The sequence below is a fragment of the Streptomyces albus subsp. chlorinus genome (assembly GCF_013302895.1).
GTDB lineage: Bacteria > Actinomycetota > Actinomycetes > Streptomycetales > Streptomycetaceae > Streptomyces > Streptomyces chlorinus.
This window is the reverse complement of record NZ_VJOK01000001.1, coordinates 3,361,164-3,387,495: the sequence shown is the minus strand read 5'-3', so window position 1 is coordinate 3,387,495 and position 26,332 is coordinate 3,361,164. Positions and strand designations below refer to the sequence as shown.

General features: G+C 71.9%; 18 protein-coding genes and 2 pseudogenes. 12 read left to right on the top strand and 8 right to left on the bottom strand.

Annotation, left to right across the window (positions count from 1 at the left end; genetic code table 11):
• Positions 1 to 554, top strand: a pseudogene (locus tag FM076_RS33800) (PucR family transcriptional regulator); the annotation flags it as partial.
• Here FM076_RS33800 and FM076_RS15070 read toward each other — a convergent pair.
• Complete coding sequence (locus FM076_RS15070; protein ID WP_173871110.1) at positions 516 to 2,210, bottom strand: MFS transporter; 1,695 nt, start codon at positions 2,208 to 2,210, stop codon at positions 516 to 518. The pseudogene FM076_RS33800 and the gene FM076_RS15070 overlap by 39 nt on opposite strands.
• Before the next feature lie 143 nt (positions 2,211 to 2,353).
• Between FM076_RS15070 and FM076_RS15065 the strand changes: the two genes are divergently transcribed.
• A complete protein-coding gene (locus FM076_RS15065; protein WP_173871107.1) occupies positions 2,354 to 3,115 on the top strand; it encodes a phosphoglyceromutase in 762 nt (253 codons plus the stop codon).
• Positions 3,116 to 3,308: 193 nt separating this feature from the next.
• Here the strand turns inward: FM076_RS15065 and FM076_RS15060 are convergent, their stop codons facing one another.
• Together FM076_RS15060 and FM076_RS15055 are read right to left on the bottom strand one after the other, a co-directional pair.
• Positions 3,309 to 3,992: a hypothetical protein gene (locus FM076_RS15060; RefSeq protein WP_243274512.1), complete on the bottom strand. Its 684-nt coding sequence runs from the start codon at positions 3,990 to 3,992 to the stop codon at positions 3,309 to 3,311.
• 232 nt (positions 3,993 to 4,224) lie between these two features.
• Positions 4,225 to 5,703, bottom strand: coding sequence for a hypothetical protein (locus tag FM076_RS15055; protein ID WP_173871105.1), 1,479 nt, complete (start codon positions 5,701 to 5,703; stop codon positions 4,225 to 4,227).
• Positions 5,704 to 6,239: 536 nt separating this feature from the next.
• Between FM076_RS15055 and FM076_RS15050 the strand changes: the two genes are divergently transcribed.
• Complete coding sequence (locus tag FM076_RS15050; RefSeq protein WP_345945021.1) at positions 6,240 to 7,838, top strand: restriction endonuclease; 1,599 nt, start codon at positions 6,240 to 6,242, stop codon at positions 7,836 to 7,838.
• A gap of 284 nt (positions 7,839 to 8,122) precedes the next feature.
• Here FM076_RS15050 and FM076_RS15045 read toward each other — a convergent pair whose 3' ends face one another.
• Entirely contained in the window at positions 8,123 to 10,183 is a 2,061-nt protein-coding gene (locus tag FM076_RS15045; protein ID WP_173871103.1) for a restriction endonuclease, read from the bottom strand.
• Positions 10,184 to 10,671: 488 nt separating this feature from the next.
• Between FM076_RS15045 and FM076_RS15040 the strand changes: the two genes are divergently transcribed.
• The gene (locus FM076_RS15040) at positions 10,672 to 12,303 is read left to right on the top strand and encodes a sensor histidine kinase (protein ID WP_243274510.1); all 1,632 of its coding nucleotides are present in this window, start codon (positions 10,672 to 10,674) and stop codon (positions 12,301 to 12,303) included.
• Between the two features lie 512 nt (positions 12,304 to 12,815).
• Here the strand turns inward: FM076_RS15040 and phoU are convergent.
• Positions 12,816 to 13,463 (bottom strand): annotated as a pseudogene (gene phoU / locus FM076_RS15035) (phosphate signaling complex protein PhoU); the annotation flags it as partial.
• A 213-nt stretch (positions 13,464 to 13,676) separates the two neighbouring features.
• Between phoU and FM076_RS15030 the strand changes: the two are divergent.
• Positions 13,677 to 14,984, top strand: coding sequence for a sensor histidine kinase (locus FM076_RS15030; RefSeq protein WP_173871101.1), 1,308 nt, complete (start codon positions 13,677 to 13,679; stop codon positions 14,982 to 14,984).
• On the top strand, positions 14,981 to 15,661 hold the full coding sequence (locus FM076_RS15025) for a response regulator (protein WP_173871099.1): 681 nt from the start codon (positions 14,981 to 14,983) through the stop codon (positions 15,659 to 15,661). Before FM076_RS15030 ends, FM076_RS15025 begins: the two co-directional genes overlap by 4 nt.
• A gap of 163 nt (positions 15,662 to 15,824) precedes the next feature.
• On the opposite strand, the gene FM076_RS15020 is transcribed toward FM076_RS15025, so the two are convergent.
• Positions 15,825 to 16,550 carry a DUF461 domain-containing protein gene (locus tag FM076_RS15020; RefSeq protein WP_173871097.1) on the bottom strand — a complete coding sequence of 242 codons (726 nt, stop codon included), beginning with the start codon at positions 16,548 to 16,550 and terminating at the stop codon, positions 15,825 to 15,827.
• A gap of 706 nt (positions 16,551 to 17,256) precedes the next feature.
• Between FM076_RS15020 and FM076_RS15015 the strand changes: the two genes are divergently transcribed.
• From FM076_RS15015 to rlmB, 5 genes are all read left to right on the top strand, one after another.
• A complete protein-coding gene (locus FM076_RS15015; protein ID WP_016472332.1) occupies positions 17,257 to 17,739 on the top strand; it encodes a CarD family transcriptional regulator in 483 nt (160 codons plus the stop codon).
• Between the two features lie 543 nt (positions 17,740 to 18,282).
• Positions 18,283 to 19,062, top strand: coding sequence for a 2-C-methyl-D-erythritol 4-phosphate cytidylyltransferase (ispD, locus tag FM076_RS15010; RefSeq protein WP_180217776.1), 780 nt, complete (start codon positions 18,283 to 18,285; stop codon positions 19,060 to 19,062).
• Positions 19,052 to 19,618, top strand: coding sequence for a 2-C-methyl-D-erythritol 2,4-cyclodiphosphate synthase (ispF, locus tag FM076_RS15005; RefSeq protein ID WP_180217775.1), 567 nt, complete (start codon positions 19,052 to 19,054; stop codon positions 19,616 to 19,618). Before ispD ends, ispF begins: the two co-directional genes overlap by 11 nt.
• 728 nt (positions 19,619 to 20,346) lie before the next feature.
• Positions 20,347 to 21,756: a cysteine--tRNA ligase gene (gene cysS / locus FM076_RS15000; protein ID WP_173871095.1), complete on the top strand. Its 1,410-nt coding sequence runs from the start codon at positions 20,347 to 20,349 to the stop codon at positions 21,754 to 21,756.
• A gap of 362 nt (positions 21,757 to 22,118) precedes the next feature.
• Positions 22,119 to 23,045 carry a 23S rRNA (guanosine(2251)-2'-O)-methyltransferase RlmB gene (gene rlmB, locus FM076_RS14995; RefSeq protein ID WP_173871093.1) on the top strand — a complete coding sequence of 309 codons (927 nt, stop codon included), beginning with the start codon at positions 22,119 to 22,121 and terminating at the stop codon, positions 23,043 to 23,045.
• 334 nt (positions 23,046 to 23,379) lie between these two features.
• Here the strand turns inward: rlmB and FM076_RS34970 are convergent, their stop codons facing one another.
• Positions 23,380 to 23,583, bottom strand: a complete 204-nt coding sequence (locus FM076_RS34970) for a hypothetical protein (protein WP_173871091.1) — start codon at positions 23,581 to 23,583, stop codon at positions 23,380 to 23,382.
• A gap of 386 nt (positions 23,584 to 23,969) precedes the next feature.
• Between FM076_RS34970 and FM076_RS33795 the strand changes: the two genes are divergently transcribed.
• Complete coding sequence (locus FM076_RS33795) at positions 23,970 to 25,358, top strand: DoxX family membrane protein (RefSeq protein ID WP_345945019.1); 1,389 nt, start codon at positions 23,970 to 23,972, stop codon at positions 25,356 to 25,358.
• A gap of 211 nt (positions 25,359 to 25,569) precedes the next feature.
• Here the strand turns inward: FM076_RS33795 and FM076_RS14980 are convergent, their stop codons facing one another.
• Positions 25,570 to 26,295 carry a nucleotidyltransferase family protein gene (locus FM076_RS14980; protein ID WP_173871089.1) on the bottom strand — a complete coding sequence of 242 codons (726 nt, stop codon included), beginning with the start codon at positions 26,293 to 26,295 and terminating at the stop codon, positions 25,570 to 25,572.
• Positions 26,296 to 26,332: the final 37 nt, after the last annotated feature.

Genomic DNA, 26,332 nt, shown 5'->3' with positions numbered 1-26,332 from the left:
CCCGTCCTGCTGCTGCCGCTCACCGGCGGCGGCGCCGGGTCCGTCTCCCGTACGGCCCGCCAGGTCGCCGCCGAGCTGGGCCGGGCCGCCGGCGGGCCCGTCACCGTCGGCGCCTCGGCGCCCGTGCCGTCGCCCGCCGCCCGCCCCGGCGCCGTCGCCGCCGCCTACCCCCGAGTGCCCGCCGCTGCCTGGACGCGCTGGTCCTGCTGGGCCGGCACGGCGAGGGCGCGGCCGCCGCCGACCTGGGCTTCCTCGGCCTGCTGCTGACCGACGCGCGGGACGTGCCGGGCTTCGTCCGCCGCACCCTCGGCCCCGTACTCGACTACGACGCGCGGCGCGGCACCGCGCTGGTGGCGACGATGGACGCCTACTTCGCGCGCGGCATGAGCCCCGCCCGCGCCAAGGACGTGCTGCACGTCCACGTCAACACCGTCGCCCAGCGGCTGGACCGGGTGGCCCGGCTGCTGGGCGACGACTGGCAGTCACCGCACCGCGCGCTGGAGATCCAGCTCGCGCTACGGCTCCACCGACTGGCGGGTGCCCTGGGGGACTGACGGAGCGCCGCCGTCCGGGACTGTGCCGCGGTGCGGAACTGTGCCGCTGTGCGGGTCTACGCTGCTGTCCGGGACTGCGCCGCTGTCCTGGAACGCGTCGCCGTCCGGGACTTCGCCGACTTCCCGGCCGTCGGTGAGGCCCTGACCCCCGGTGGCATCCTGGCCCCCGGCGGCACCCTGGTTCTCGGCGGCGTCCCGTCCCCCGGCCCCCTCGCCCACCGTGGCGAGGTCCCGGTGGCGGGTCTCGGACGCGCAGGCCAGCGCCACGACGGTGAGCAGCGCGGCGGCGATCACGTACAGCGCCACCATCGCCGGACCGTCGAACTCGGCGAGCAGCGCGGTGGCGATCATCGGGGCCGGGGCGCCGGCGGCCACCGACGAGAACTGGGCCCCGATCGAGGCGCCCGAGTACCGCATCCGGGTGGCGAACAGCTCGGAGAAGAACGCGGCCTGCGGGGCGTACATCGCCCCGTGCAGCACCAGCCCCACGGTCACCGCGAGCGCGATGAGGGCGAAGTTCCCGGAGTCCAGGAGCGCGAAGAACGGGAAGATCCACACGCCGACGCCGACCGCGCCCAGGAAGGAGACGGGACGGCGCCCCACCCGGTCGGAGAGGGCGCCCCACAGCGGGATGACGGCGAAGTGGACGGCGGAGGCGATCAGCACCGCGTTCAGCCCGGTCTGCTGGGACCGGCCGAGGTGGTCGGTGAGGTAGACGAGGAGGAACGCGGTCAGCACGTAGAAGCTGATGTTCTCGGCCATGCGGGCGCCCATCGCCACCAGGACGTCCCGCCAGTGGTGCCGCAGCACCGCCAGCAGCGGCAGCTCTTCGGCGGCGGCCCGCGCCCCGGACTCCCGAGGCGCGGACTCCCGGGCTGCGGATCCCCGAGTCGCGGACTCCCGCGCCTCGGACTCCCTGGCCTCGGCGCGGGCCCGCGCCTGCTGGAAGACCGGCGACTCGTCCACCGCCAGCCGCACCCACAGCCCGACCAGCACCAGCACGCCGGACAGCAGGAACGGCACCCGCCACCCCCAGCTCGCGAACGCGCCCTCGGACAGCAGCGCCGTCAGCGCCGCCAGCACACCGGTCGCCAGCAGCTGCCCGGCGGGAGCGCCGGTCTGCGGCCACGAGGCCCAGAAGCCGCGCCGCCGCGCGTCCCCGTGCTCGGACACCAGCAGTACGGCACCGCCCCACTCGCCGCCCAGCGCGAACCCCTGCACCAGCCGCAGCGTCGTCAGCAGGACCGGGGCGAAGGAGCCGACCGTGGCGTGCGTGGGCAGCAGCCCGATGGCGAAGGTGGCGCCGCCCATCATCAGCAGGCTGACGACCAGCAGCTTCTTGCGGCCGATCCGGTCCCCGTAGTGGCCGAAGACCAGCGCCCCCAGGGGGCGGGCCGCGAAACCGACCGCGTACGTGAGGAACGACAGCAGCGTGCCGACCAGCGGGTCGGAGTCGGGGAAGAACAGCTGGTTGAAGACGAGGGCGGCGGCCGAGCCGTACAGGAAGAAGTCGTACCACTCGATCGTGGTGCCCACGAGACTGGCCGCGACGATCCGCCGCAGGGAGCGGACGGGAGGCGGGGACGGGGGAGCGGGAGAGATGGAGGAGGAAGCGGAGGAGGAGGAAGCGGAGGAAGCCGGAGAAGGGGAGACCATGCCGCCGCACGGTAGGGAACCCGGCCCCCGCTCCCCATGTGGCGGCGCACCACACTTCCCCGCCCGGCGGTGAGACCGGCCCCCACTCCCGCGCCCGCCCACCCTCGCGCCCGGCCGCCGGGCGGACGCGTAGGCTCTCGGGTATGGCCGACGCACCGTACAAGCTGATCCTGCTCCGCCATGGCGAGAGCGAGTGGAACGCCAAGAACCTGTTCACCGGGTGGGTGGACGTCAACCTGACGGAGAAGGGCGAGAAGGAGGCGGTCCGCGGCGGCGAGCTGCTCAAGGACGCCGGCCTGCTCCCCGATGTGCTGCACACCTCCGTGCAGAAGCGCGCCATCCGCACCGCGCAGCTCGCGCTGGAGGCCGCCGACCGGCTCTGGATCCCGGTCCGCCGCTCCTGGCGGCTGAACGAGCGCCACTACGGCGCCCTCCAGGGCAAGGACAAGGCGCAGATCCGCGAGGAGTTCGGCGAGGAGCAGTTCATGCTCTGGCGCCGCTCCTACGACACCCCGCCGCCCGTCCTGGAGGACGGCGCCGAGTTCTCGCAGAGCGACGACCCGCGCTACGCCGGCGTCCCCAGCGAACTGCGGCCCCGCACCGAGTGCCTCAAGGACGTCGTCCAGCGGATGCTGCCGTACTGGTTCGACGGCATCATCCCGGACCTGATGGCCGGCAAGACCGTACTGGTCGCCGCCCACGGCAACTCGCTGCGCGCCCTGGTCAAGCACCTGGACGGCATCTCCGACGAGGACATCTCGGGCCTCAACATCCCCACCGGCATCCCCCTGGCCTACGACCTGGACGCCGACTTCCACCCGATCACCAAGGGCGGCACCTACCTCGACCCGGAGGCCGCCAAGGCCGCCATCGAGGCCGTGAAGAACCAGGGCAAGAAGAAGTAAGCCCGTACGCTCACGCCCCCCGACCCGCGGGTGTTCCGCAGGTCGGGGGCGTGCCGCTGCGCGGGGCCGGTGCCGGGCCGCGACTCCGGAGCCCAGCCCCGGGGAAGAGATCTTGCGACTGCCCGGCCGGGCCCGCCGACGCCGATTGCGGCAGCGCGCACTCCGACCACTGCTCAGCCATTCAAGCGCTGGTTCAGCAACTCTGGATGCCCAGTTCCTTTGCCAGTCCGCGCAGATCGTCGGACGGCGGCCTGCTCATGGCCATCAGATCGGCGACAAGCTGTCGGACAACCGGCACGGCGAGGACCATGTCCGGGGCCAGTCGGCGTGCCGTCAACAGCGCCTCCACGGCAGCCGGTACCTGCCGCCGCTGGGTGTGCGCCCGAGCGACGTCGATCCGGAACCGGGTCTGCCGCTCGGTGGAGAGGGTGGACGCATCCACGTTCTCGGCTGCCCGGAGGCCGACCCCGGCGTCACCGAGATCGACGGCCACGGTGACTCCGTGCAGCGCGACGTTGGTCGGGCCGAACTCGGTGTTGTAGTCGTTGCGGCCTTTGCCGACCTGCGCGGCCATGTCACGCGCATGCCGCAGATACTCGTACGCGTCGTCGGCCCGGTCCGTCCGGGCGGCCGCGACGGCGCGCTGCAGAGTGAGCGCGCCACGCACGGCGATCGCTTCGGGACGTCCGGTCCCGGCGAGGGGACGCAGCGTCTCGGCGGCACTGCCCGACGCGCGGGCCGCCTGCTCGTGGTGCCGGGCCCCAAGGAAGACGATGGAGAGCCGAAACGCGCCGGCCGCCATCAGCAACGGGTCGTCGGCCCGCTCGGCGCGCGGCCTGGCCCCTGGCTGGGCCTGCACTCCCGTCTCCGCCTCCATTCCAGCCGGGTCGGCGCTCGGACCAGGCGCACAGCAATCAGCCGCTTGGTGACAGAGAAGGGGTACGTCGTGGCTGGGGTGGTAAGGCTCCACAGTCTTATGGAGCCAACTTTGGCGCGAGCCTCGAAGATCACGGCCCCAACGTCGCCTGACGCGCCGGAAGCTTACGGGGCCGTGATCACTCGCGACAGAGCAGCGCCACTCCAAAAGCTCCGTCGACCTTGGGCCAGGCTTACTCAACGTATCCCAACTCTCGGGCGTAATTCTGGAGCTTACTCAAGATGTAGGCGGCAATCGCCGCACGATTTTTATTCGTCAGATAGTCTCCAGATCTCCAGGTGTATTCGACGCATACCGCTTCACTATTCAGTACGAAGGAAGTGTCGGGGATTAGTGGGGTGAAGCTCATTTTCTCTTCAGCTTTGAACTCGCTGGCCTCCATTCCATTAACTTCGATGAATACTCTGATGGCTTCAAGGACAGCCTTGTTAAGTTCCTTGTCCGCGCCGTGAGTGAAGCCTCGTTCCGCCAGTAGGTCGAAGGCTGGCGACGATACGTTAGATGGCGTTCCTCTGGTCTCGTAAGTGGACGTGGCCGTGCCCAGCAGATATTTCCCGAAGTCACTTCGCTTTATGTTGCGAGCGATCGATGCCGTGCCCTTGACTGAGACATCAAGACTCTCCAGCGGCTCCTTTACATCTTCCGGGCCAAAACGGCGGAGAATGGGAATAGTGACAGCGGGTGGGAGTCCAAAAACTCGCGCATCCAATTGAACAATCATCTGCGTGAGGAGTCCGCGACGATCTGCCCACCATTTCCCTATGACGCTGGCAGGCGTGGCTGCCAGAAGTGCATTACCATCGATGAAGCCAAATCGGCTACTGTTGGTCAAATGCATGAGTACGCCTGGATCCGTGCTGGCAGACACAACCACTACAACCATTCGAATGGGGAGCCGTGTACGTTGAAGGATGTCTAGGCGATTCTTTGTGAAGTCATCAGAAATAGCTCGGAGATAGTCGCCGAGCGTGTCAAACTCTTCCGGTGAGTAGTCTCGGGGGTCAACTCCCAACAGCTCCAGCGATTCAACGTTGTTCGACAGTTGCAGAGTATTCGTGGCAATCGGCACCCATGCGTCTCGATGCGGACCTTCCACGTGAAGTGGAAGAGGAAGAGGTGGGCGTCCTGCGACCCGCTCATAATCAGCCGACATGGATTTTGCCATGTCCTCTGATGTTTCCGGCCAGCAAAGTAGCACCTTGCGGCCAAGTGGGTCGCGCAGAAAGCGCTTAATCGCTGCAAGTTCGGTTGTGTCAGCTGGTGCACTTTCGCGGTGGTCAACGAGCAGTGGGATGATGCGCTCGTCGTTGGCAGCTCTCGAACGAGCAGCCTCTGCGATCGCAGCCTTGAGTTCATCAAAACTGACAGCACCGTTATGTTGGACAGTGGCCGAGAACTGAGAGGGAAGGAAAGTTCGCAGATTGCTGGACAGGGTCGTTTTTCCCGTTCCGGAGAGCGCATACATCGGAACGAACAAGCCTTCGCCGCGTGCGCGAATACTTTGCGCCGCTAGTTCAATTGAATAAAGAGTCGCTGAAGGGGGAGCGACAACCAATCGGGCAACCTCAGAGCCCACATGTTCGATAAGAAATTCGTACCGGGCCGGAAATACAAGTTCCTTCAGAATGTGGGCGTTAGAGGGAGATGTCATGTGTACGCCTCGGGGTAGCGAGCCGGGAACGCTGTGGTAGAAAAGAGCATACTCTCGCCTGTCTTCTGCGAGTGTCTGTTCAGGACACGCAGTTTTTGTTACCTCCCAGAAGGCACAGTTCAGCGCCAACCGGCCGCCGACGCGTGGACCAGGCCGTACGAGTGGCCGTCGCCCCCTGGCCGGGTCGCAGACTTCCGCGCACCACGAGCGCGCCAGATGAGCGGGCACAGCGGAACCGCAGTGAAATGCGGCCGAGCCCGACGAGCCCAGATCTCAGTCGTCTACCCAGGCCAGGGCCCACATCACACTGAGACGATCGCAGCTTCTCCATCTGATGGCTCACTCCGTCGATGAGCACGCCACCTCTTGCCCGTACGACCGGGGGCAGTGCGCATGTGGGGGTTAGCTGCCCAGGGGCGGCGTCCGCGCCGAGCCAGGGGTGCCCCGGCGCGGACAAGGTGGCGTTCCAGGTGCGTGATTTTGCGATGTGGCGAGGGAATGGCTCTGGGAAGAGAAGTCAGGGAGGGGGCCAGCGGGTGGCGCAGCGCAGTAGCGGCCAAGGGAACGCGTACCAGCGGCAGCAGCAGGCTTTGCGGCGGGCTCAGGAGCAACAGGCCCGCCAGGCGGAGCGGGCGCGTAAGGCTGCAGAAGCTGCCAGCAAGCGGCAGGCGCGCGAGCGGAAGGCCGCGTACCAGGAGCAGCAAGCCGAGCAGGCGAGGGTGCGGACGATCGGGGTCGAGCACGAGGTCGAGCAGCTGAGTCAGTTGCTGCGTGATGCTCTGGTCGGTGACCCGCCCACGACTTTCGAGCGCCGACGGAGGACTCATACGCCGACGGCGTTGGACGAACGCCCTTGGTCCCGACCGGAGCCTTCACCGCGGTGGGAAGATTTCGCGCCCCCGGAGCCCGGAGGGCTCGCTGCCGTCCTGGGCTTTGGCAGAAAGCGGTACGAGACGGAGGTTGCCGAGGCCCGTGAGCGGTTCAGCGAAGCGCAGGCGCGGCATGCGCGAGATGAGGAGAAGCGCCGGGCGACGCTGGAGCAGAAGCGCGCCGAGCACCGCCAGGCGGAGGAGCGATCCGCTGAGGAGGTCGAGGCCTTCAACAAGCATCTGGATGAGCAACGCAAGGCGTATCGCGCCGGCGATCCGGAAGCAGTGGAAGCGCACCTAGGGGCCGTCCTCGACGCCTCTTCGTACCCCCTGGGCTTCCCTCATGGGCACCGCATCGCCTTCCGCCCTGCTACGGGGGACGTCCTTGTCGAGATTCAGCTGCCGCCGGAGACGATCGTGCCCGCCGCGCGCGGCTACAGGTATGTGAAGAGCCGGGACGAGACAACTGTGGTGCCCCGGCCGGAGAAGGAACGCAAGGAGATCTACTCGTCTGTCTTGGCGCAGGTCGCTCTACGGACTGTCCACGAGATTCTGGCCGGTGATCCGGACCGAGTGGTCAACGGCGTCATCCTGAACGGTCGTGTCAAGACCATCGACCGAGCTACCGGTCAGGAAGTCTCGCCCTGTCTCGTCACCCTGAGTGCCAGCAGGGAACAGTTCAGCAAGCTGCGCCTCAGCCAAGTCGATCCGGCTGCTTGTCTCAAGGGGCTCAACGCGCTCGTATCTCCCAATCCCTACGACCTCGAGCCCATTCGGCCCATCATCGAGTTCGATCTCACCAAGTACCGCCTGATGGACAGCATGGACGTGGTGGCTGATCTGGATAGCAGGCCCGTACTGGTCAAGCTGACCCCCACCGAGTTCGAACATCTGATCCGCCAACTTTTCGAAGCAATCGGGATGGAAGCGTGGAACACCCAGGCCTCGAAGGACGAAGGTGTTGACGCGGTGGCCATCAGCAAGGACCCGGTCTTCAACGGTGAGTGCATCATCCAGGCCAAGCGCTACAGCAAACTGGTTGGTGTTGAGGCTGTCCAGGCCCTGGCCGGCGTCGTGGAGCACAAGCGCGCCGCCAAAGGCGTCCTGATCACTACTTCGTGGTTCGGTAGGGCCAGCCACGACTTCGCCCGTCAGCATGGTCGGCTCCAACTCATCGAGGGCCCGGAGCTCAAGTACTTGATCAAGGAACACCTGGGCAAGGATGTGATCCCGGGGCCAGTCCCTCCAAGGCGTCCGTCGCGCTGAGTATGCGGCCTACACGGCTCCGTAGCCGCGTTCGCCGGGCCGTCTCTGGGCCGTCCGAGGCCGGTCAGTGGCGACCGAGGATGACCAACGATGACTACCAGGCGCTCAGGGGCACCTCTTCTGAACAGGGGAAACGCTGGTGGCCAAGTCCCCCGGCAAGCCCCAGGGCAAGAAGAAGTAAGCCCAAGACACGAGCAAGCCCCCTGCCCGCGAGGCCCCGCGGGCAGGGGGCTGGTCACTGGTGTACCCGGTGAAGAAGGGGCAAGTGCGCCCGGGCGGCGGGGTCATTCCACCTCGATGCCGTGGGCCTGGAGGAGTTCCTCCAGGCCGCCCGGGTAGCCGCGTCCGCCGACGACGAAGTCCCAGTCGCCGTGCGGCCGGCGGCGGAAGGAGCCGAGGACGAGGGCGGTCTCCCGGTGGCGGCCGTCGGAGACGTCCAGGCGGCTCAGTTCGGTCAGTGCGGGGTCGAGGAGCCGGACGCGGGCGTCGGTGAATCCGGACAGATCGGCTTCCGGGTTCTTCTCCGGGTCGATCGCGGCGACGAGTACCAGCCGGTCGGCGCGCTCGGGCAGGGTGTCGAAGGAGACGCGGAGCGCCGCCTTGTCGGGCGGGGTGGCCGCCAGTACGGCCACGGCGTCGTCCGGTGTCCGGGGGTTGTTGAAGAAGACGACGTGGTCGTCGTCCAGTACCCGGTTGCCGTGGCAGACGAGCGCGCAGATGTCCAGGGCGACGCCGCCGGACCAGGACATGCCCAGCACGTTGTAGTCATCGGGCGGGGTCGCGGGGGCGGCGGGTGGTGTGTGTCGGGTGGTGCTCCCGGTGGCGGTGCCGCCCAGCCGCCCGCGGAGTCCGTGCCGGTGGAGCAGGTCGACCAGTTCGCTGCCCTGGATGAGTTCCAGCGGCTTGCCGCCTGCGAAGGTGTGCGAGCCGGGGCCGAACCGCGAGGTCGTCACGAGGACGCCCTTGTTGGCGCCGGTGTCCTGGACGGTTCCGTACAGGTCGCGTACGGCGGTGGGCGGCACGGTGCCGCGGTACCGCTTCACCTGCACGACGATCTTGCCGCCCCGGATCGGGGCCGGGTCGAGCGCGTCGACGTCCACTCCGCCGTCGTTCGAGCGCTGCGTCGTCACGGCCTGCATGCCCATGGCCCGGAACAGCTCGGCGACGAGGGACTCGAAGGCGAGGGGGTCCATCTCGAACAGGTCGGGGTCGTCCTCATCGCCGTGCGTGACGACGCGGTCGCCGATGTCCTGGGGGGTGCGGCCCGGCCGTACGGGGGTGAGCTGGTCGGGCCGCGACGTGAGCTGTCCGCGCAGCGCGTCGGTCAGACAGCTGACCGGATCGACCTGTGCCAGGTGCAGCGCGGTGAAGGCGGACCGCGGTGCCATGACGGTCGCCAGGCACAAATGCGTCCTGCGGCCGGTCGCCGGGTCGTGCTCGTCCACGAACCCGTTGAGCGCCACGGAGTCGAGCGCGCCGAAAGTGTCGGCCGCGAACAGTTCGTGCAGCACCAGCAGCACGCACTCCGCGAGGACCTCCCGGTAGAGGGCGCGGCGCCGGCCGACGGGGAGAGGGGTCTCCTTGTCCTGGTCCTGCGTGGGCATGTACCGGATGGACTTGGTCCCGGGGACGACGTCGAGCGGCGGAAGCTCCCAGTCCAGCACCAGCTGGCGCGCCGGTGCGTCGTAGGCCGCCGAGACCTGGCGGGGGAATCCTTCGGGCCACGCGGTCGAGGAGTAGAGCGCGGCCGAGAAGTACGCGACGACGGCGTCCGGGTCCCCGTCCCGGACGCCGTCGGTCACCTGGGCGACACCGGCGTTGTGCTGCCGTATCTCCGACAGTTGCGCCTCGGCCCACTGCTGGTACTCCCGCTGGTACGCCGCCAGCTGCCGCAGGCGCTGCGCCTCGGCGGCCTGCGCGGCGTGCCAGTCGCGTTCGAACCGGGCGCGCGCCTCGGCCTGCGCCTGCGCGCGCCGCTGCGCGGTCCAGCCGCCCTGCGCCTGGTACTGCTGCGGGTGCGGCATGGGGACCGGCTGCGCGAGCGGCCCGGGGGAGAAGGGGGCGATCTCCTCGGAGCGCAGGAGGGAGGCGGCGGTGAAGGCCGGGGCCCGGCAGCCGGCCGCCAGCAGGTCCCGCAGGGCGGCGACGCGCGCTTCCAGCTCCTCGGTGCGCCGCCTGGCCTCGGCGTGGCGGTACTCCCGGTGGTTCTGCTCTGCCCGGCGCTGGTAGGCCCGCATCTCGCGGGCCTGTTCCCGCTGCCGCCTGGCCTCGGCCTCCCGCTGCCGCTGCTGCTGACGCTGCATCTCGGCCCAGACACCGACCAGGCCGGTGGAGCGACGACTCATGTGCTGCATGCCCTCCCCAGGACACCTCCGGCCGCACTGGCCGCCCCTGCGGCCGGTGGTGCTGCGGGACGAGGGCCCCGGCCGAACCGTCCCGTCCGGTCCCGCCCCGTTCCGTCCCGCCCTGTTCCTCACTCCGTCGACCTGCCCCTTCGCCCCTGCGGGCCGACCTGCCCGAGCGTAGACCGGAATGCGGCGAAGAGCGACTGTGCGGTTGATATTTGTACGACCGGGGGATCGTGCGAGGGATGGCTGATTGTTCCGGTCATGACATCCCTCACAACCGCCCGCCCCGCCCGGGAAGCGCACCGGCAGTCCGGCCGGTCCGCCGGTGGAGGACGGCACGCGGCCCGCTGGTGGGAGACGGAACGCGGGCCGCTGACGAGGGACGGCACGCGGTCCGCCGGTGGAGGACGGAACCGGTCCGCCGGTGAGGGAGGGAACGGGGGTGTCCGGACGGCAATGTCCGACAACCTGCCTACGCTCGAAGGATGACCAGCCATTCCGCCTCCGTGCTCGCCCGGCGCCTGCTGCCGGGAGAGCTGACCGCCAGCGGGCCGCCGCGGGGCGGCCGGGTGCGGCGGAGCGCCCGCGACTGGGTGGTCGACGTGGCCCTGTTCGCCGGGGCGGTGCTGTGCTGGCTGGCGCTGTACGACCAGGTCGGGGCGAAGACCTATCTGCCCGGGTGGCTGCTGGCGCTGGACCCGCCGCTGGGGGCGCTGGCGTGCCTGTCGCTGTGGGTGCGCAGACGCTGGCCGCTGGGGGTCGCCCTGGCCGCCGTACCGGCCGCGGCCCTGACGGACACCGTCTTCGGTGCGCTGGCCGTCATCATCTTCAACCTGGCGCTGCGCGTCGCACCCCGGACGGCCCTGCTGGTGCTGGCGCTGCACCTGGGGGCCACGCTCCCGTACGTGCTGCTGTACGGGGTACCGCACGACGAGCGCTGGACGATCGCCGCCTTCGTGGTCGTCTACTACCTGCTCTTCTTCGCCTGGGGCAGCCTGGCCCGGGTCCGACGGCAGCTGGTGCTCAAGCTGCGCGAGGACGCGGTGCGCGCGCAGGCCGACCACGAGCGGCGGCTGGCGGACGTCCGCCGCGCCGAGCGGCGGGCCATCGCGCGGGAGATGCACGACGTGCTGGCACACCGCGTCTCGCTGCTGTCCGTGCACGCGGGCGCGCTCGCCTACCGGACGCAGCGGACGGCGGCGGGCGAGGGCGCGGCGCTCGACGACTCGGAGATCGCCGAGAGCGCCACCGTCATCCGGGACAACGCCCACCAGGCGCTGGAGGAGCTGCGTGACGTACTGCACGTCCTGCGCGAGGACGAGGCCGAGGACGCGGCGCGGGAGGCGGGCGGCGGCGCGGCCCGGGGCGGGGTCACCGGCCCGGAGCGCGCGGCCCGCCCGCAGCCCGACCTCTCCCGGATCGGCGAACTGGTGGACGAGGCGCGCGCCGCGGGCCAGACCGTACGCCTCGACGAGGAGTTGTCCGGGCCGGCCGGCGGCGAGGGCGGCCTCCCGCTGCGGCCCCAGCTCCAGCGCACCGCCTACCGCGCGGTGCAGGAAGGACTGACCAACGCCCGCAAGCACGCGCCGGGGCAGCCGGTCGAGGTGCGGGTCGCGGGCGCGGTGGAGCGGGGGCTGACGGTACGGGTCAGCAATCCGCTGCCCGCGGGGGCGGGCGGGTCGGGCATCCCCGGGGCCGGTGCCGGGCTCACCGGGCTGCGCGAGCGGCTGGAGATCGAGGGCGGCACCCTGAGCTACGGGCCCCAGGAGGGCGCCTTCGTCCTGCTCGCCCACCTGCCGTGGCCACCGGCATCCCCCGCCGACTCGACCACGACACCCAGCGCCGCCCACGACGCGGGGCTGGGCCATGAGGCGGAAGCGGGCCACGAGGCGAGGTCCGGACACGGTGCCGGTCCCAGCGGTGGCGCGGGTTCCGGACGCGGTGTCGGGTCCGAAGACGGCGCGGACGCCGGCCACGACGCGGGGCCGGGCCATGACGCGAGGCTGGGCCACGAGGCGAGGTCCGGACACGGTGCCGGCTCCAGAGGCGGCACGGGTTCCGAAGACGGTGCCGGTCCCAAGGGGGGTGCGGGCTCCCGGCACGATGCGGGGCCCTGACCTGCCGAACCGGTCAGGGCCCCGCCCGTGGCCTGTGGGGCGCGTCCGCGGCCCGCGGCGGCCCGCGCGGTGCGGTCAGCCGCAGGAACCCCCGCACGAGCAGGCGCCGCCGGACTGGCAGCCGCAGCCGCAGCCGGGACCGCAGCCGCACGCTCCCAGCAGGGGCAGTTCCCGGGCGTCCCGTGGGGTGGCCGGCGGTTGCTCGGCCGGGCTCCGGAGCGGTGTGGGCGATTCAGCCATCGTTCCCTCCTCGGCGGGGACAGTCATGGACGGGCATGACACGGCCCCATTGCACGCCGACCGGCCCCGGGCGCATCAAGGGCGCGTGGTTGCACGTGCCCTCAGCGGTCCTCGCCCGGCGCCGCACCCTCGCCCGCGGCGGCCGCGGTCCGCGTCGCGGCCGCGCCGGGGCCTCCCCCCTTCCCCTGCGCCGTCCCCTGTCCGCCGCCGTTCCCGGCACCGTTCCCGTTGCCGCCGGCCGAGCCGTTGGTGGCGGCGGTCAGGGCCGGGTCGATCTCGTCGGCGTAGTCGCCCGTCACCAGGTAGACGACGCGGCGGGCCACCGACACGGCGTGGTCGGCGAACCGCTCGTAGTAGCGGCCCAGCAGTGTGACGTCCACGGCGGTCTCGATGCCGTGCTTCCAGCGGTCGTCCATCAGGTGCTGGAAGAGGGCGCGGTGCAGCAGGTCCATGGCGTCGTCGTCCTGTTCCAGCTGCATCGCCAGGTCCACGTCCTTGGTGATGAGGACCTCGGCGGCCTTGGCCATCAGCCGCTGGGCGAGCTGCCCCATCTCCAGCAGCGTCGCCTGGAGGTCCTGGGGCACGGCGGACTCGGGGAAGCGCAGCCGGGCGACCTTCGCGACGTGCTGCGCCAGGTCGCCGGAGCGCTCCAGGTCGGCGCTCATCCGCAGCGAGGTCACGACGATGCGCAGGTCGGTGGCGACCGGCTGCTGGCGGGCCAGCAGCTGTATCGCCCGGGTCTCCAGGTCGCGCTGGAGGTCGTCCACCTTCTCGTCGGCGGCGATGACGCTCTCGGCGAGCTTGAGGTCCGCGTCCAGCATCGCCGTGGTGGCGCGCCCGATCGCGGAGCCGACGAGCCGGGCCATCTCGACCAGGCTGTCCCCGATCGAGTCCAGCTCCTCGTGGTACGCGTCCCGCATGGCTGTCCTTCCCTCGCACGGATGTTCTTGTGCACGGATGTTCTTGTGGGGGTCCCGCGGGCCCCTACGCTCCCACGGTGCGCCCGAAATGCGACCGGTTCCGCCCTCAACGGTGAACGACGGACGCCGTGAGGGTAAACACTGGGCGACAGCTCTTCCGGGTGACCCCTCCAGGACTGGGGGAGTGTCGGAAGGGGCGCATAACCTGGCTGTATGGACGTGAATGCGGCGGTCGCCGCGGCAGCAGCGATCGCCGGTGTGTGCACCGGCGTGATCGCGATGCTGGCGTTCCGCTGGAGCGAGCGGGAGCAGGCCAAGCCCACCCGCGCCTCCTCCACGCTGCACACCGGTCCGGGGCTCCCCCCGGGTGTCGACACCGTCCTGTCGGTCCTCCGTTCGTCCGCCGTCGTGCTGGACGAGAGCGACGCCGTCGTCAAGGCCAGCTCCGCCGCGTACGCGCTGGGGCTGGTGCGCGGCGGCCGGCTCGCCGTGGAGCCCATGCTCCAGATGGCCAGGGATACCCGGCGGGACGGAGAGATACGGCAGGTCGAGCTGGACCTGCCCCGGCGCGGTACCGGAAGGGGCGATGCCCTCGCGGTCTCCGCACGCGTGGCACCGCTCGGCTCCCGGCTGGTGCTCCTGCTGGTGGAGGACCTGACGGAGGCCCGCAGGATCGAGGCGGTGCGGCGGGACTTCGTCGCCAACGTCAGCCATGAGCTGAAGACCCCGGTCGGCGCCCTCTCGCTGCTCTCGGAGGCCGTCATGGACGCCTCGGACGACCCCGAGGCGGTGGAGCGCTTCGCGGGACGCATGCAGAACGAGGCCACGCGGCTGACCAACCTCGTGCAGGAGCTGATCGACCTCTCCCGGGTGCAGAACGACGACCCGCTGGAGGACTCCGAGTCGGTCCGCGTCGACGAACTGGTGACCGAGGCCATAGAGCGCAGCAGGCAGAGCGCCGACAGCAAGCAGATCACCCTGCTCGCCGGGGGCACCGAGGGGCTGCACGTGTGGGGGAACCGCGGCCAGCTCGCCGCCGCGCTCGGCAACCTCGTCGAGAACGCCGTCAACTACTCGCCCGCCCGCACCCGTGTCAAGATCGCGGGCCGCCGTACCCAGGCCCCCGGCGGCGACCTGATAGAGATCGCCGTCACCGACCAGGGCATCGGCATCTCCGACCGCGACAAGGAGCGGATCTTCGAGCGGTTCTACCGCGTCGATCCGGCCAGGTCCCGCGCCACCGGCGGCACCGGACTGGGCCTGTCCATCGTCAAGCACGTGGCCGCCTCGCACGGCGGGGAGGTCACGGTGTGGAGCGCCGAGGGCCAGGGCTCCACCTTCACCCTGCGGCTGCCCGAGGCGGGCAGCGGACGGGAGCAGGCCGCGCTCGACAAGGCCGACCGGCTGGGCCGGAACCGCCTGTCGGGCGCATTGCAGGAACCGGCCGCCTTCGACGAGGAGGAGCGGCCGTATGTCGACCAGGCTGATGAACAACTTTCCGCCCCGGAGGTCCTCCCGTGACCCGAGTGCTCGTCGTCGAGGACGAGGAATCGTTCAGCGACGCACTGTCGTACATGCTCCGCAAGGAAGGCTTCGAGGTCGCTGTCGCGGCCACGGGGCCCGAGGGGCTCGAGGAGTTCGAGCGCAACGGTGCCGACCTGGTGCTGCTCGACCTGATGCTGCCGGGGCTGCCCGGCACCGAGGTCTGCCGCCAGCTGCGCGGCCGGTCCAACGTGCCGGTGATCATGGTGACGGCCAAGGACAGTGAGATCGACAAGGTCGTCGGCCTGGAGATAGGCGCCGACGACTACGTCACCAAACCGTTCTCCTCCCGGGAACTGGTCGCCCGGGTGCGCGCCGTGCTGCGCCGCCGCGGCGAGCCGGAGGAGGCGGCCCCCGCGGCGCTGGAGGCCGGGCCGGTCCGGATGGACGTGGACCGGCACGTGGTGACGGTGGACGGCGACAAGGTGGATCTCCCGCTCAAGGAGTTCGACCTGCTGGAGATGCTGCTGCGCAACGCGGGCCGCGTCCTGACCCGTATGCAGCTGATCGACCGGGTCTGGGGCGCCGACTACGTGGGCGACACCAAGACCCTCGACGTCCACGTCAAGCGGCTCAGAGCCAAGATCGAACCGGACCCGGGCGCGCCCCGCTACCTGGTCACGGTCCGCGGCCTCGGCTACAAGTTCGAGCCGTAAGCCTCGTCGGGGGGCACCCTTCAGCCCCTGCGGCGAGAGGCCGCACCCCGCGCGGGGTGCGGCCTCTCGCCGTTTCGTCCTGCCGGGGTCCCGGGCGACCGAGCGTGGCTGCTCGCGCCGGCCCCGTACCCCTTTCGTCTCCGTACCCCTGATGGTGCGGGGCTCAGTGCCCGGCGTGCTCCTGCCCCTGCTGGGCGTCCGGTGTGGTCGAGGGGGAGTCCTCGCCGGACCCGCCCTGCTCGGAGCGCTCACCCGGCTCGTGGGAGGAGCCCGGGTTCTCCTCATCGCCCGGCTTGCCGGTCTCGCCGGGCTTGCCGCTCTCACCCGGCTTGCCGCTCTCGGACGCGCCGGGGGAGCCCGACTCGGAGGTCCGCGGGGACGGGGAGGAGCTGGGACCGACGGTCTTGTAGGCGCCCTCGGCCGGCAGGACCGTGGCCCTCAGCTTGACGGCGCCGGTGCGGCTGAGGTCGAAGGTGAGGGGGAAGGCGTCGCCGTCGCGGACCCCGGCCCGCTTCGCGTCGGTCAGCAGCGCGGCGGCCTCGCCCGTGCCGCCCAGCTTCAGGGAGCCGCCCGCCGGGACGACCAGCTTCTTCTCGCCCTTGGCCGGGCTCAGCTCGGCACGGGCACCCTTGGCGGAGACGCCCTTGAGGATCTGGTCCCTGGCGCCCTCGTTGAAGATCCGTGCGGTGATGGTCGCCTCGCCCGAGCCCTTGGTGTCGGTGACGACGTTGACGTTCTGGATCTTGATGTCCCCGACGTGCGTCGCCGCGTTGTCGGGCTTGATCTCCAGCGTCTGCGCGTCGTTTCCGGCGCCACAGGCGGTCAGCGAGACGGCGGCGAGCGCGAGGGTGGTGGCGGCGAGGGTGCCGCGACGAAGGCTGCTGCTCACGGCGGCGGCAACTCCTAGGCGGGCTATGGCGGCGGCACGCCACGAGCGGATATGGCTCCGGGGCGCGTGCCGATCGCGTACGGATGGGCTTTCGCGTGCGGGCTCAGGGTACCGACAGCCGGTCGGCGGCCCGCACCCGACCCTCCGACCCGGACCGCGCCCGCCCGCCCGCGCGCCTTCCCCTTCCGCCCTCTTCCGCGCCGGTACGTTCCGCTGCTTCCCGCCGGGCAACCGGCGGGCGGGCGCGCGGGGTGACGGTCCGGCACCTGCCGGGGCTGCCCGGGAGCGGTCGGCCGAATAGCGGTGGGGCCGGCGGCGGGGGCCGGTGGAGGGGCGGCCGACGACTCCGTATGGGCGATTCCGAGAGAATGCGAGAGGTTGATGAAGAATTGATCAACCGGTTCTCGCGCGGCCATTGATCAATTCTTGGGAAAGCCGGAAGAAGGTGTGAAGAGGCTGACTCCCTACAGTCGGACAAAACGGGCACTCCGGACGTGTCGCGAGCCTCTTCCGGGTGCTCTCCGCGCCCGTTTCCGCAGGTGCGCAGAACCGCTCTCACCTGCGAATACCTGCGTGCATTGGCCGCTCGAAGCACGATAGAGGGCCGCTTGTCAAGCCCCGAGATGCGCCCTGACCTGCGAAAACGCCATTCAGAAGACGTCGTTCCCGTGTTACCCTGGATAGCCACGGAAGGGGTACCTGACACATGACGTTCAAGGTTGGCGACACCGTGGTCTATCCCCATCACGGGGCCGCGCTGATCGAGGCTATCGAAACTCGCCAGATCAAAGGCGTGGACAAGACCTACTTGGTTCTGAAGGTTGCGCAGGGCGATTTGACGGTGCGCGTACCGGCGGACAATGCGGAGTTCGTGGGCGTGCGCGACGTCGTCGGTTCGGACGGGCTGGACCGGGTCTTCGAGGTGCTCCGCGCGCCGTATGCCGAGGAGCCCACGAACTGGTCCCGCCGCTACAAGGCGAATCTCGAGAAGCTCGCGTCCGGCGACGTGATCAAGGTCGCCGAGGTGGTGCGCGACCTGTGGCGCCGGGAGCGCGAGCGCGGCCTGTCCGCGGGTGAGAAGCGGATGCTGGCCAAGGCCCGCCAGATCCTGGTGAGCGAACTGGCGTTGGCCGAGAACACCAACGAGGACAAGGCCGAAGCGCTGCTCGACGAGGTGCTCGCTTCCTGAGACTCCGAGGCTTCCAAGGGCTCCCCTCCCGGGAGTTCCGCGCTTCCAGGAGCTCCGGGCTTCCCAGAGGCCCGGCTTCCAGGGGTTCCCGGGGCGGGGCGGACCGCCCGAAGCCCTGAGGTCCTGAAGTTCTGAAGCGCGGAGAAGCCCTGAAGTGCGGAGATGGTGATGCGCCGTCCCGGGCGATTCCGCTCCGGACGGGGTGAGCCGTTCCACCGGAACGAAGCCGTTCCACGATGCCGCGGTGCCCGGATGACTGAGTCGTCGCCGGGCGCTGCGGCATATGTGGGGGTATGGCATATGTGGGGGTATAGGTGAGGCCCGAAAGGCTGCGGTACCTTTCCGGCACCGGGCCCGTCTCGCCGTGCCGCCGCCCGCCGGATGGGGCGGTGCCGGCGTTCCGGTCCGGGCGGCTGGCTCGACCGATGAGCACGGAAGGGGTCGATCGAGCGGGCGCGCCCGGTGCTCCCCCCACCTACGGTCGGGGGTACCCCCAGGCCATACCCACCCCCGCTGAGGACACAAACCCTGAACGCGCTACCGATGTCAATCGATTCCACAGACTTCGCTCCTTCCGGGGACCCGCGCCCCACGGATGACGCCGGGCCCCGCACCGCCGTCGTGATCCCGGCTGCGGGCAGGGGTGTACGGCTCGGCCCGGGGGCGCCCAAGGCGCTGCGCGAGCTGGGCGGTACGCCGATGCTCGTCCACGCCGTCCGGGCGACCGCGCGGGCGCGCGCCGTCGAACTCGTCGTCGTCGTGGCGCCGCCCGACGGTGCCGCGTCCGTGCGCGCGCTGCTGGACGGGCACGGGCTGCCCGAGGTCGTCGTCGTGCCTGGTGGCGACACCCGCCAGGACTCCGTACGCCTCGGTCTGGCCGCGCTGCCCGACACCGTCGAGACGGTGCTCGTGCACGACGCCGCACGCCCCCTCGTCCCCGACGAGACGGTGGACGCCGTCGCCCGCGCCGTGCGCGAGGGTGCGCCCGCCGTCGTCCCGGCGCTGCCGGTCACCGACACCGTCAAGCAGGTGACGCCTCGCGGTGACGGCGAGCCGGAACCGGTCACCGGCACCCCCGACCGGGCCCGGCTGCGCGCTGTGCAGACCCCGCAGGGCTTCGACCGCAAGGTGCTGGCCGAGGCGCACGCGCGGATCAGCGCGGAGGGTGAGGGGGCCACCGACGACGCGGGCATGGTCGAGCGGCTCGGTGTCGAGGTGGTCGTCGTCCGCGGCCACGAGGAGGCGTTCAAGGTGACCCGCCCGCTCGACCTCGTCCTCGCGGAGGCCGTGCTGGCCAGGAGGAGGGCGCACGATGCGTTCTGACCAGCCCTCAGGCCCCCTGGCCGATCCCCCGGCCGACACACCGGCAGGCCCCCCGGCCAGCGCCCCGGCCGGCGCCCCGGTCGTGCCGCTCGTCGGCATCGGCACGGACGTGCACGCGTTCGAGGAGGGCCGCGAGCTGTGGTGCGGCGGACTGCTGTGGGAGGGCGAGCGGTACGGGCTCGCCGGGCACTCCGACGGGGACGTCGCGGCCCACGCGGCCTGTGACGCCCTGTTCTCCGCCGCCGGACTGGGTGACCTCGGCGCCCACTTCGGGACCGGCCGGCCGGAGTGGTCCGGCGCCTCGGGCGTCACCCTGCTCACCGAGGCCGCCCGCATCGTGCGCGAGGCCGGCTTCGGTATCGGCAACGTCGCCATCCAGGTCATCGGCGTCCGGCCCAAGGTCGGCAAGCGCCGGGCCGAGGCCATGAAGGTCCTCTCCGCCGCGGTCGGCGCCCCCGTCTCCCTCGCGGGCACCACCACCGACGGGCTCGGCCTCACCGGCCGGGGCGAGGGCCTGGCCGCGCTGGCCACCGCGCTGGTTCTGCCCCGTCGGTAGGCACGCTTCTCCGCGGCGTCCTCCTCCGCGTCCTCCTCGGCGTCCTCCTCGGCGGGGCGTCCCCGAGCCGCGGCTCGGGGACGGCATGGGTGCGCCGTCCTCCTTCGCCGGCCTGGTCGTGCCGGGTGGCAGCGCCGCGACCGGCGCCCTGCTCGGTACGGGCCGCCCGCCGCCGTCCGGGAGGCCCTTGCGGGCGTACCGCTGCTGGGCCCGGTGGCGGGGCGCGGTGCGCACCCGCGACACCGGCGGGACGCCGCGAGTGGGACACGGCCCGGAGTGGGATACGGCCCGGAGAGGGACACGGCCCGGAGAGGGCGAGGACCCGGCGGAGTGACCAGCGGCGGCCGACGAGCCGTACACCCACCACCCGGCGCACCCGTGCGGCGCCACCGGCAGGAGGTGCTGGAGGACGGCACGTCCCATCGAGTGCCCCGCCAGGGAGAAGCGCTCCCGGCCGAGCGCGTCGTCGTCCCGCGCACCGTCCGCAAGGGCGCACCGTCGGCAAGCACGCACCGTCCACAAGGGCGTACCGTCCACAAGGGCGTACCGTCGGCAAGACCGTCGGCCGCCTCCGATCGCCGCTCCGAGCGGGCAGGCGCCGCCGCCCTGAGCGGCCAGGTGCCGCCGCTTCGAGCGGGCGGACGCCGCGGCCCTGAGCGGGCGCGCGGCGCGGGGTGGGGGCCACGGCGGGACCCCCGCGCCCGTCCGGGGCTACTACCCTTGACCCCGTGACTCTTCGCCTGTACGACACCAGCACCCGGCAGATCCGCGACTTCAGCCCGCTCGAGCCCGGCTGTGTCTCGATCTACCTGTGCGGCGCCACCGTGCAGGCCGCCCCGCACATCGGGCACATCCGCTCGGGTCTGAATTTCGACATCATGCGCCGCTGGTTCGTCCACCGCGGCTACGAGGTGACGTTCATCCGCAACGTCACCGACATCGACGACAAGATCATCGCGAAGTCCGCCGAGCAGGGCCGCCCCTGGTGGGCGATCGGCTACGAGAACGAGCGCGCCTTCAACGCCGCGTACGAGGCCCTCGGCTGCCTGCCGCCCACCAACGAGCCGCGCGCCACCGGCCACATCCCCGAGATGGTCGCGATGATGCGCGTCCTGATCGACCGCGGCCACGCCTACGCCGCCGACGGCAACGTCTACTTCGACGTGCGCTCCTTCCCGGAGTACCTCGGCCTGTCCAACCAGGACCTCGACAACCTCCTCCAGCCCGCCGGCGAGGGCGAGACCGGCAAGCGCGACCCCCGCGACTTCGCCATGTGGAAGGCCGCCAAGCCCGGCGAGCCGTACTGGGAGACGCCCTTCGGGCCCGGCCGCCCCGGCTGGCACCTGGAGTGCTCCGCGATGGCGCACAAGTACCTGGGCCGCGCCTTCGACATCCACGGCGGCGGCGTCGACCTGGTCTTCCCGCACCACGAGAACGAGATCGCCCAGTCCCGCGCCTTCGGGGACGGCTTCGCCCGCTACTGGGCCCACAACGCCTGGGTCACCATGAGCGGCGAGAAGATGAGCAAGTCGCTGGGCAACTCGGTGCTGGTCAGCGAGATGGTCAAGCGCTGGCGCCCGCTCGTGCTGCGCTACTACCTGGGCGGGCCGCACTACCGCTCCACCATCGAGTACAGCGAGGAGTCGCTGCGCGAGGCGGAGGCCGCCTTCGGCCGTATCGAGGGCTTCCTCCAGCGCGGCGTCGAACTGGCGGGCGGCCCCGGTGAGGCGGCTCCCGCCGAGCGCGTGCCCGACGCCTTCGCCGAGGCCATGGACGACGACTTCTCCGTGCCGCAGGCGCTGGCCGTCGTCCACACCACGGTGCGGCAGGGCAACGCCGCGCTCCGTGACGGCGACAGAGCCGCCGTCACCCGGGCCGTGGCCGAGGTGCGCGCGATGCTCGGCGTCCTGGGGATGGACCCTCTCGACCCGGCCTGGAGCAGTGGCTCCTCCGGCGAGGAGGCCGACCTGAGGTCCGTGGTGGACGCGTTGGTGGGCCTGGTGCTGGAGCAGCGGCAGGCGGCGCGGGCACGCAAGGACTACGCCGCCGCCGACGCCCTCCGTGACGAGCTGAAGCGCGCCGGCCTGGCCATCGAGGACACCCCCGCGGGCCCCCGCTGGGAGCTGACCGGCGACTGAGCGGCGACCGGCCATCGACCGGTCGCCGACCGGCCGCCGGCCGATCCGCGGCGGACAGGCGGCAGATCGGCGGCCGACCGGAGACCGATTCGCGGAGGGCCGGCGACCGACCGGCGGCGGACCGGCTCCCGGCCCGCCGGGGACCGGCCACCGCACGATCCCTCCGGCCACCGGGCGATCCCTCCGGTCCCCGTCCCCGTCCCCATTCCCGTCCCCCGTCCCCCGTCCCCATCCGCTTCCGCGGGCGGGGCGGGGGGCGGGTACCGGTACCGTTGACAGGCCGCACGTACATCCGAACCGCATCCGAACCAGCGATCCCCTACGCGAACCAGCGACCCCATAAGCGAGCAAGGTAGGTACCCATGCCCGGGAAGAAGAAGGGCCCCATGATCGGCAGCGGAGGGCAGCGCCGCCGTGGCCTGGAGGGCAAGGGCCCCACGCCGCCCGCCGAGATGCGCAAGGGCCATGCCAAGCAGCGCGCCGCCCAGGCGAAGGCGCGCCGTGCCCAGAACCGGCCGCAGCGGGGCCCCCGTGGCGGCAAGGGCACCGCGGAGCTGGTGGTGGGCCGCAACTCCGTGCTGGAGGCGCTCCGCGAGGGCGTCCCGGCCAACGCCCTCTACGTGCAGCAGTTCATCGACAACGACGAACGCGTCCGCGAAGCGGTCCGCGTCGCCGGTGAGCGGGGTGACATCCGCCTGGTCGAGGCGCCCCGGCCCGAGCTGGACCGGATGACGAACGGGCTCAACCATCAGGGCCTGGTCCTCCAGGTCCCGCCCTACGAGTACGCGCACCCGGAGGACCTGGCGGCGGCGGCCTACGACCGCGGCGAGGACCCGCTGGTCGTCGCGCTGGACGGGGTCACCGACCCGCGCAACCTGGGTGCCGTGGTCCGGTCGGTCTCCGCGTTCGGCGGGCACGGGGTCGTGGTGCCGGAGCGGCGCGCGGCGGGGATGACGGCCGGCGCGTGGAAGACCTCGGCCGGTACGGCGGCGCGCACGCCGGTCGCGCGCGCCACCAACCTCACCCGTGCGCTGGAGGGGTACAAGAAGGCGGGTCTGACGGTGATCGGGCTCGCGGCGGACGGCGACGTGGAGCTGGGCGACGTCGCGGCGCTGGACGGCCCGCTCGTGGTGGTCGTCGGCAGCGAGGGCAAGGGCCTCTCGCGGCTGGTGGGGGAGACCTGCGACCTGCGGGTGCGGATCCCGATGCCCGGTGGCGCCGAGTCGCTGAACGCGGGTGTCGCCGCGGGTGTCGTCCTCTACGAGGCGGCGCGCCGCCGCCGGGGCTGAGGCTCCCCGGCGCCCCCCGGCGCCCCTCGGTACCCCCTGGCCCGGAGTGCCCGGGGGCGCCCTGTCCGGAGTGCCCGGCCCCGGCGCGGAGTGCCTGGCCCGGGGTGCCGCCGCCCGCTTGACGGGCCTCCGACAGTTCGGGGCGGTCAAGGCAGTGTCCTAAACGTCCGTCACTCGGTTAGATGAGTGTGGACACCAGAACACCCCGCGCACCCGGTGCTTCGGGCCGCGGCTCTGGGCACAGCCCAGGGGGAAGCCCCCGCGGTTTCTTCGACGACGAGCCGGTGCTGAGCACGGTCAAGGTCCCGTCCGACCCCGCTGAGGTGGTCGTCAATCACGCGAGTTTCCGCGTGCGGCTCGGCGCGTCCTCGGCGCCGGCCGCCGTCTCCTCGTCGGTGGCCGCGCGCGCGGCCCTGGCGACCGCCGCCTCCACGGCGTCCCCCGCCCTCGTCCCCGCGGCCGCCGCGGGGTACCCGGCTCCGGCGTATCCGGTGACCCGTGGCGCCTCCGGGCGCGAGGCGGCGGCGTTCGAGGACACCGAGCCCCTCCCCGTCGCCGCCGGAACCGGCGCGTCCGCCGCGCCAGGCGCGTCCGCCGGGACCGGCCGCTACTCCGGCGCCGCTCCGGCGGCCCGGCGCCGCGCCCCCGTGGTGTGGAGCGGCGGAGCCGAACCGGACGACACGGGCGCCACGAAGGTGATCCAGGCCGCCCGCACGGCGGGCCTGGTCGGCTTCGCGGGCGCGCCCGCCGGCACCGGCACCGAGGCGGATCCGACGTCCACCCAGACGCTGCCCCGCGTCCCCGGGCGCCCCGCCCGGGCGCGGCGGCACGGGACGCGGCCCCGCCACCGTCGTCGGCCCGCCCCGCGGCCCCCAGCCCTCCGAGAGCGAACCGCCACCCCCGGCGGAGCCGCTGCTGAAGGGGGTGCGCCCGGCGCGCGGCGCGTTCGACGACGACCACGACGAGACCGCCGGATTCGGTTACGGCTCCGACGAGGACACCGGGGAACTGCGCACCGTCGGGCAGGACACCGGCGAACTGGACGCGGTCGGCTACCGGGGCCCGTACGGCGACCCCCACCACGGCCCCGGCCACGGCCCCCACGGCGCTCTCCACGGCGCCCCGTACCCGGCCGCCGCCGGTGCCGAGGACGACGAGGGCGAGGACAGGGCCCTCGACGCCGACGGCCGGCGCCGCCGCGACGGGGTGCGGCACGCCTACTACCCCGGGCGCCGGATGAACCTCGGCGTCGTCCTCCTCCCCCTGCGGATCTTCCTCGGCTTCATCACCGTCTACGCCGGGATGGGGAAGCTGTGCGACCCCGTCTACTTCGACGGCGGCGAGCGCGGCTCCATGGTCACCTGGCTGCGCTCCCTCGACCCGTGGACGATCGCCTCCCCGCTGCGCGACTTCGCCCTCGCCCATCCGGTCGGCTCCGGACTGACCGTGGCCTTCTCGCAGGTCATCGTCGGTGTGCTGACGATGTTCGGGCTGTGGCAGCGGATCGCCGCCGGGATCGGCGCGCTGCTGTCGGTGGCGCTGCTGCTGACGGTCAGCTGGAGCAGCGTCCCCGCCTACGAGGCACCCGACATCATCTACCTCGCCGCCTGGAGCCCGCTGATCATCGCGGGCGCACCCGTCTTCTCCGTCGACGGCAGGCTGGCGAGTGAGGCCTGGCGCAAGCTGGGGCCCCGGGTCGCGCTGTGGGACCTGCGCCGGCGCGTCCTGCGCCGGGGCGCCGTCGTCGCCACGGTGATCGTAGGGCTCGCCCTGCTCATCGGCTCGCTGCTGGGCAGCGCCGTGCGCTCCTCGCAGACGGCCACCGTCCCCGAGCGCGGCAAGATCCCCACCAACCGGCTGCCGGGCTCCCCGATGCCCCAGGTGCCCGGCCAGGGCCCGACCGCCGGCCAGGCCACCGAGGGCCCCGACGGCGGCGCCCACGGCCGTCGTGGCGCGGAGTCCCGCCGCAAGGACGGCCGCCCCTCCGCGAACGAGACCCGCCCAGGCGAACGGCGGGCCACCAGCGGCCCCCAGTCCACGCCCAGCCAGGGCCAGACGCAGGGCGCGGGCCCGGGCGCCCGGCAGGGTGCGACGACGCCCGGCCAGCAGCAGGGCACCACCGCGCCGCCCCGCCAGCTCCCGCAGGAGCCGCAGGCGACGACGGGCAACAGCACCGGCTCCCGTACCGGCCTCTCCCGTCAGTCGGACGCCTCGGGCGGCGGCTCCTCCACGGGTTCCGGAGGCGGCGGTGCCGCCTCCGGGGGCAGTGGCAGCGGCGGCCGTGGAGCGCTGGGCGGCCTCCTGGGCCGCTGACCGGGGCGTGGGCAGGCGGTTCCGCAGGTCGGGGGTGCCGCCTCGCGCCCCTCAGCCGTCAGGGCCGTCGGTCTCCCGAGAGGGACCGACGGCCCTGACGCGTTCGAGGTGGGCCTCGGGGACGTCATGACCCCGGGTGGGCCCACACTCGGGTGGGCCCACAGGGGCGCGCTGCCGCGCGGGCACAGGGGCGCGCTGCCGCGCGCCGGGCTCAGCGGTGTGCCGTACCGCCGCCAGCCAGTTCCTTCGCGGCTTCGGTGAGGTCCTTGGCGGTGTCGATGGCACGCCAGTAGGAACCCTGGGGGAGTGGGAAGCCCGCCAGGGCGCGTTCGCGGGCGAGGCGGGGGAAGGTGGTGCGCTCGTGGTCGCCGCGTTCGGGCAGCAGCCCGGCGAAACGGGGCGCGAAGACGTACACGCCCGCGTTGATCAGATAGGGCGAGGGCGGGGCCTCGATGAAGTCGAGGACGTGGCCGAACTCGTCGGTCTCCACGGCGCCCCACGGGATGCGCGGCCGGGCGAGCGCGAGGGTGGCGGTGGCGTCCCGTTCGGCGTGGAAGGCGGCCATCTCCCGCAGCGAGAACCGGGTCCAGATGTCACCGTTGGTCGCGTACCAGGGCTCGTCGGGACGCGGCAGGGAGCGCGCGGCGAACTTGAGCGCGCCGCCGCGTCCGAGAGGCTCCTGCTCGGTCACCGTGGTGACGCGGCAGGGGAGTTCGGCTTTGGCGAGCCACTCCTCGAGCACCTCGGCGAGGTGGCCGGAGGAGACGACGGCGTCGGTCACGCCCTCGGCCGCCAGCCAGGCCAGTTGGTGGCCGATGATCGGCACCCCCGTACCGGGGATCTCCACCATCGGCTTGGGGCGGTCGTCGGTGTACGGCCGCAGCCGTGATCCCTGTCCGCCTGCGAGGATCACGGCCTGGGTCGGATGCTGGGTCATGTGCCGCAGCCTATGCGCGCTGTGCGCGCGGGCGGCA

Excerpts from the sequence above, each read along its gene's own strand:
- FM076_RS15070 (WP_173871110.1), bottom strand. The coding sequence starts at position 2,210 with ATGGTCTCCCCTTCTCCGGCTTCCTCCGCTTCCTCCTCCTCCGCTTCC.
- FM076_RS15065 (WP_173871107.1), top strand. The coding sequence starts at position 2,354 with ATGGCCGACGCACCGTACAAGCTGATCCTGCTCCGCCATGGCGAGAGC.
- FM076_RS15060 (WP_243274512.1), bottom strand. The coding sequence starts at position 3,992 with ATGGAGGCGGAGACGGGAGTGCAGGCCCAGCCAGGGGCCAGGCCGCGC.
- FM076_RS15055 (WP_173871105.1), bottom strand. The coding sequence starts at position 5,703 with ATGACATCTCCCTCTAACGCCCACATTCTGAAGGAACTTGTATTTCCG.
- FM076_RS15045 (WP_173871103.1), bottom strand. The coding sequence starts at position 10,183 with ATGAGTCGTCGCTCCACCGGCCTGGTCGGTGTCTGGGCCGAGATGCAG.
- FM076_RS15040 (WP_243274510.1), top strand. The coding sequence starts at position 10,672 with ATGACCAGCCATTCCGCCTCCGTGCTCGCCCGGCGCCTGCTGCCGGGA.
- FM076_RS15030 (WP_173871101.1), top strand. The coding sequence starts at position 13,677 with ATGGACGTGAATGCGGCGGTCGCCGCGGCAGCAGCGATCGCCGGTGTG.
- FM076_RS15015 (WP_016472332.1), top strand. The coding sequence starts at position 17,257 with ATGACGTTCAAGGTTGGCGACACCGTGGTCTATCCCCATCACGGGGCC.
- ispD (WP_180217776.1), top strand. The coding sequence starts at position 18,283 with ATGTCAATCGATTCCACAGACTTCGCTCCTTCCGGGGACCCGCGCCCC.
- ispF (WP_180217775.1), top strand. The coding sequence starts at position 19,052 with ATGCGTTCTGACCAGCCCTCAGGCCCCCTGGCCGATCCCCCGGCCGAC.
- rlmB (WP_173871093.1), top strand. The coding sequence starts at position 22,119 with ATGCCCGGGAAGAAGAAGGGCCCCATGATCGGCAGCGGAGGGCAGCGC.
- FM076_RS14980 (WP_173871089.1), bottom strand. The coding sequence starts at position 26,295 with ATGACCCAGCATCCGACCCAGGCCGTGATCCTCGCAGGCGGACAGGGA.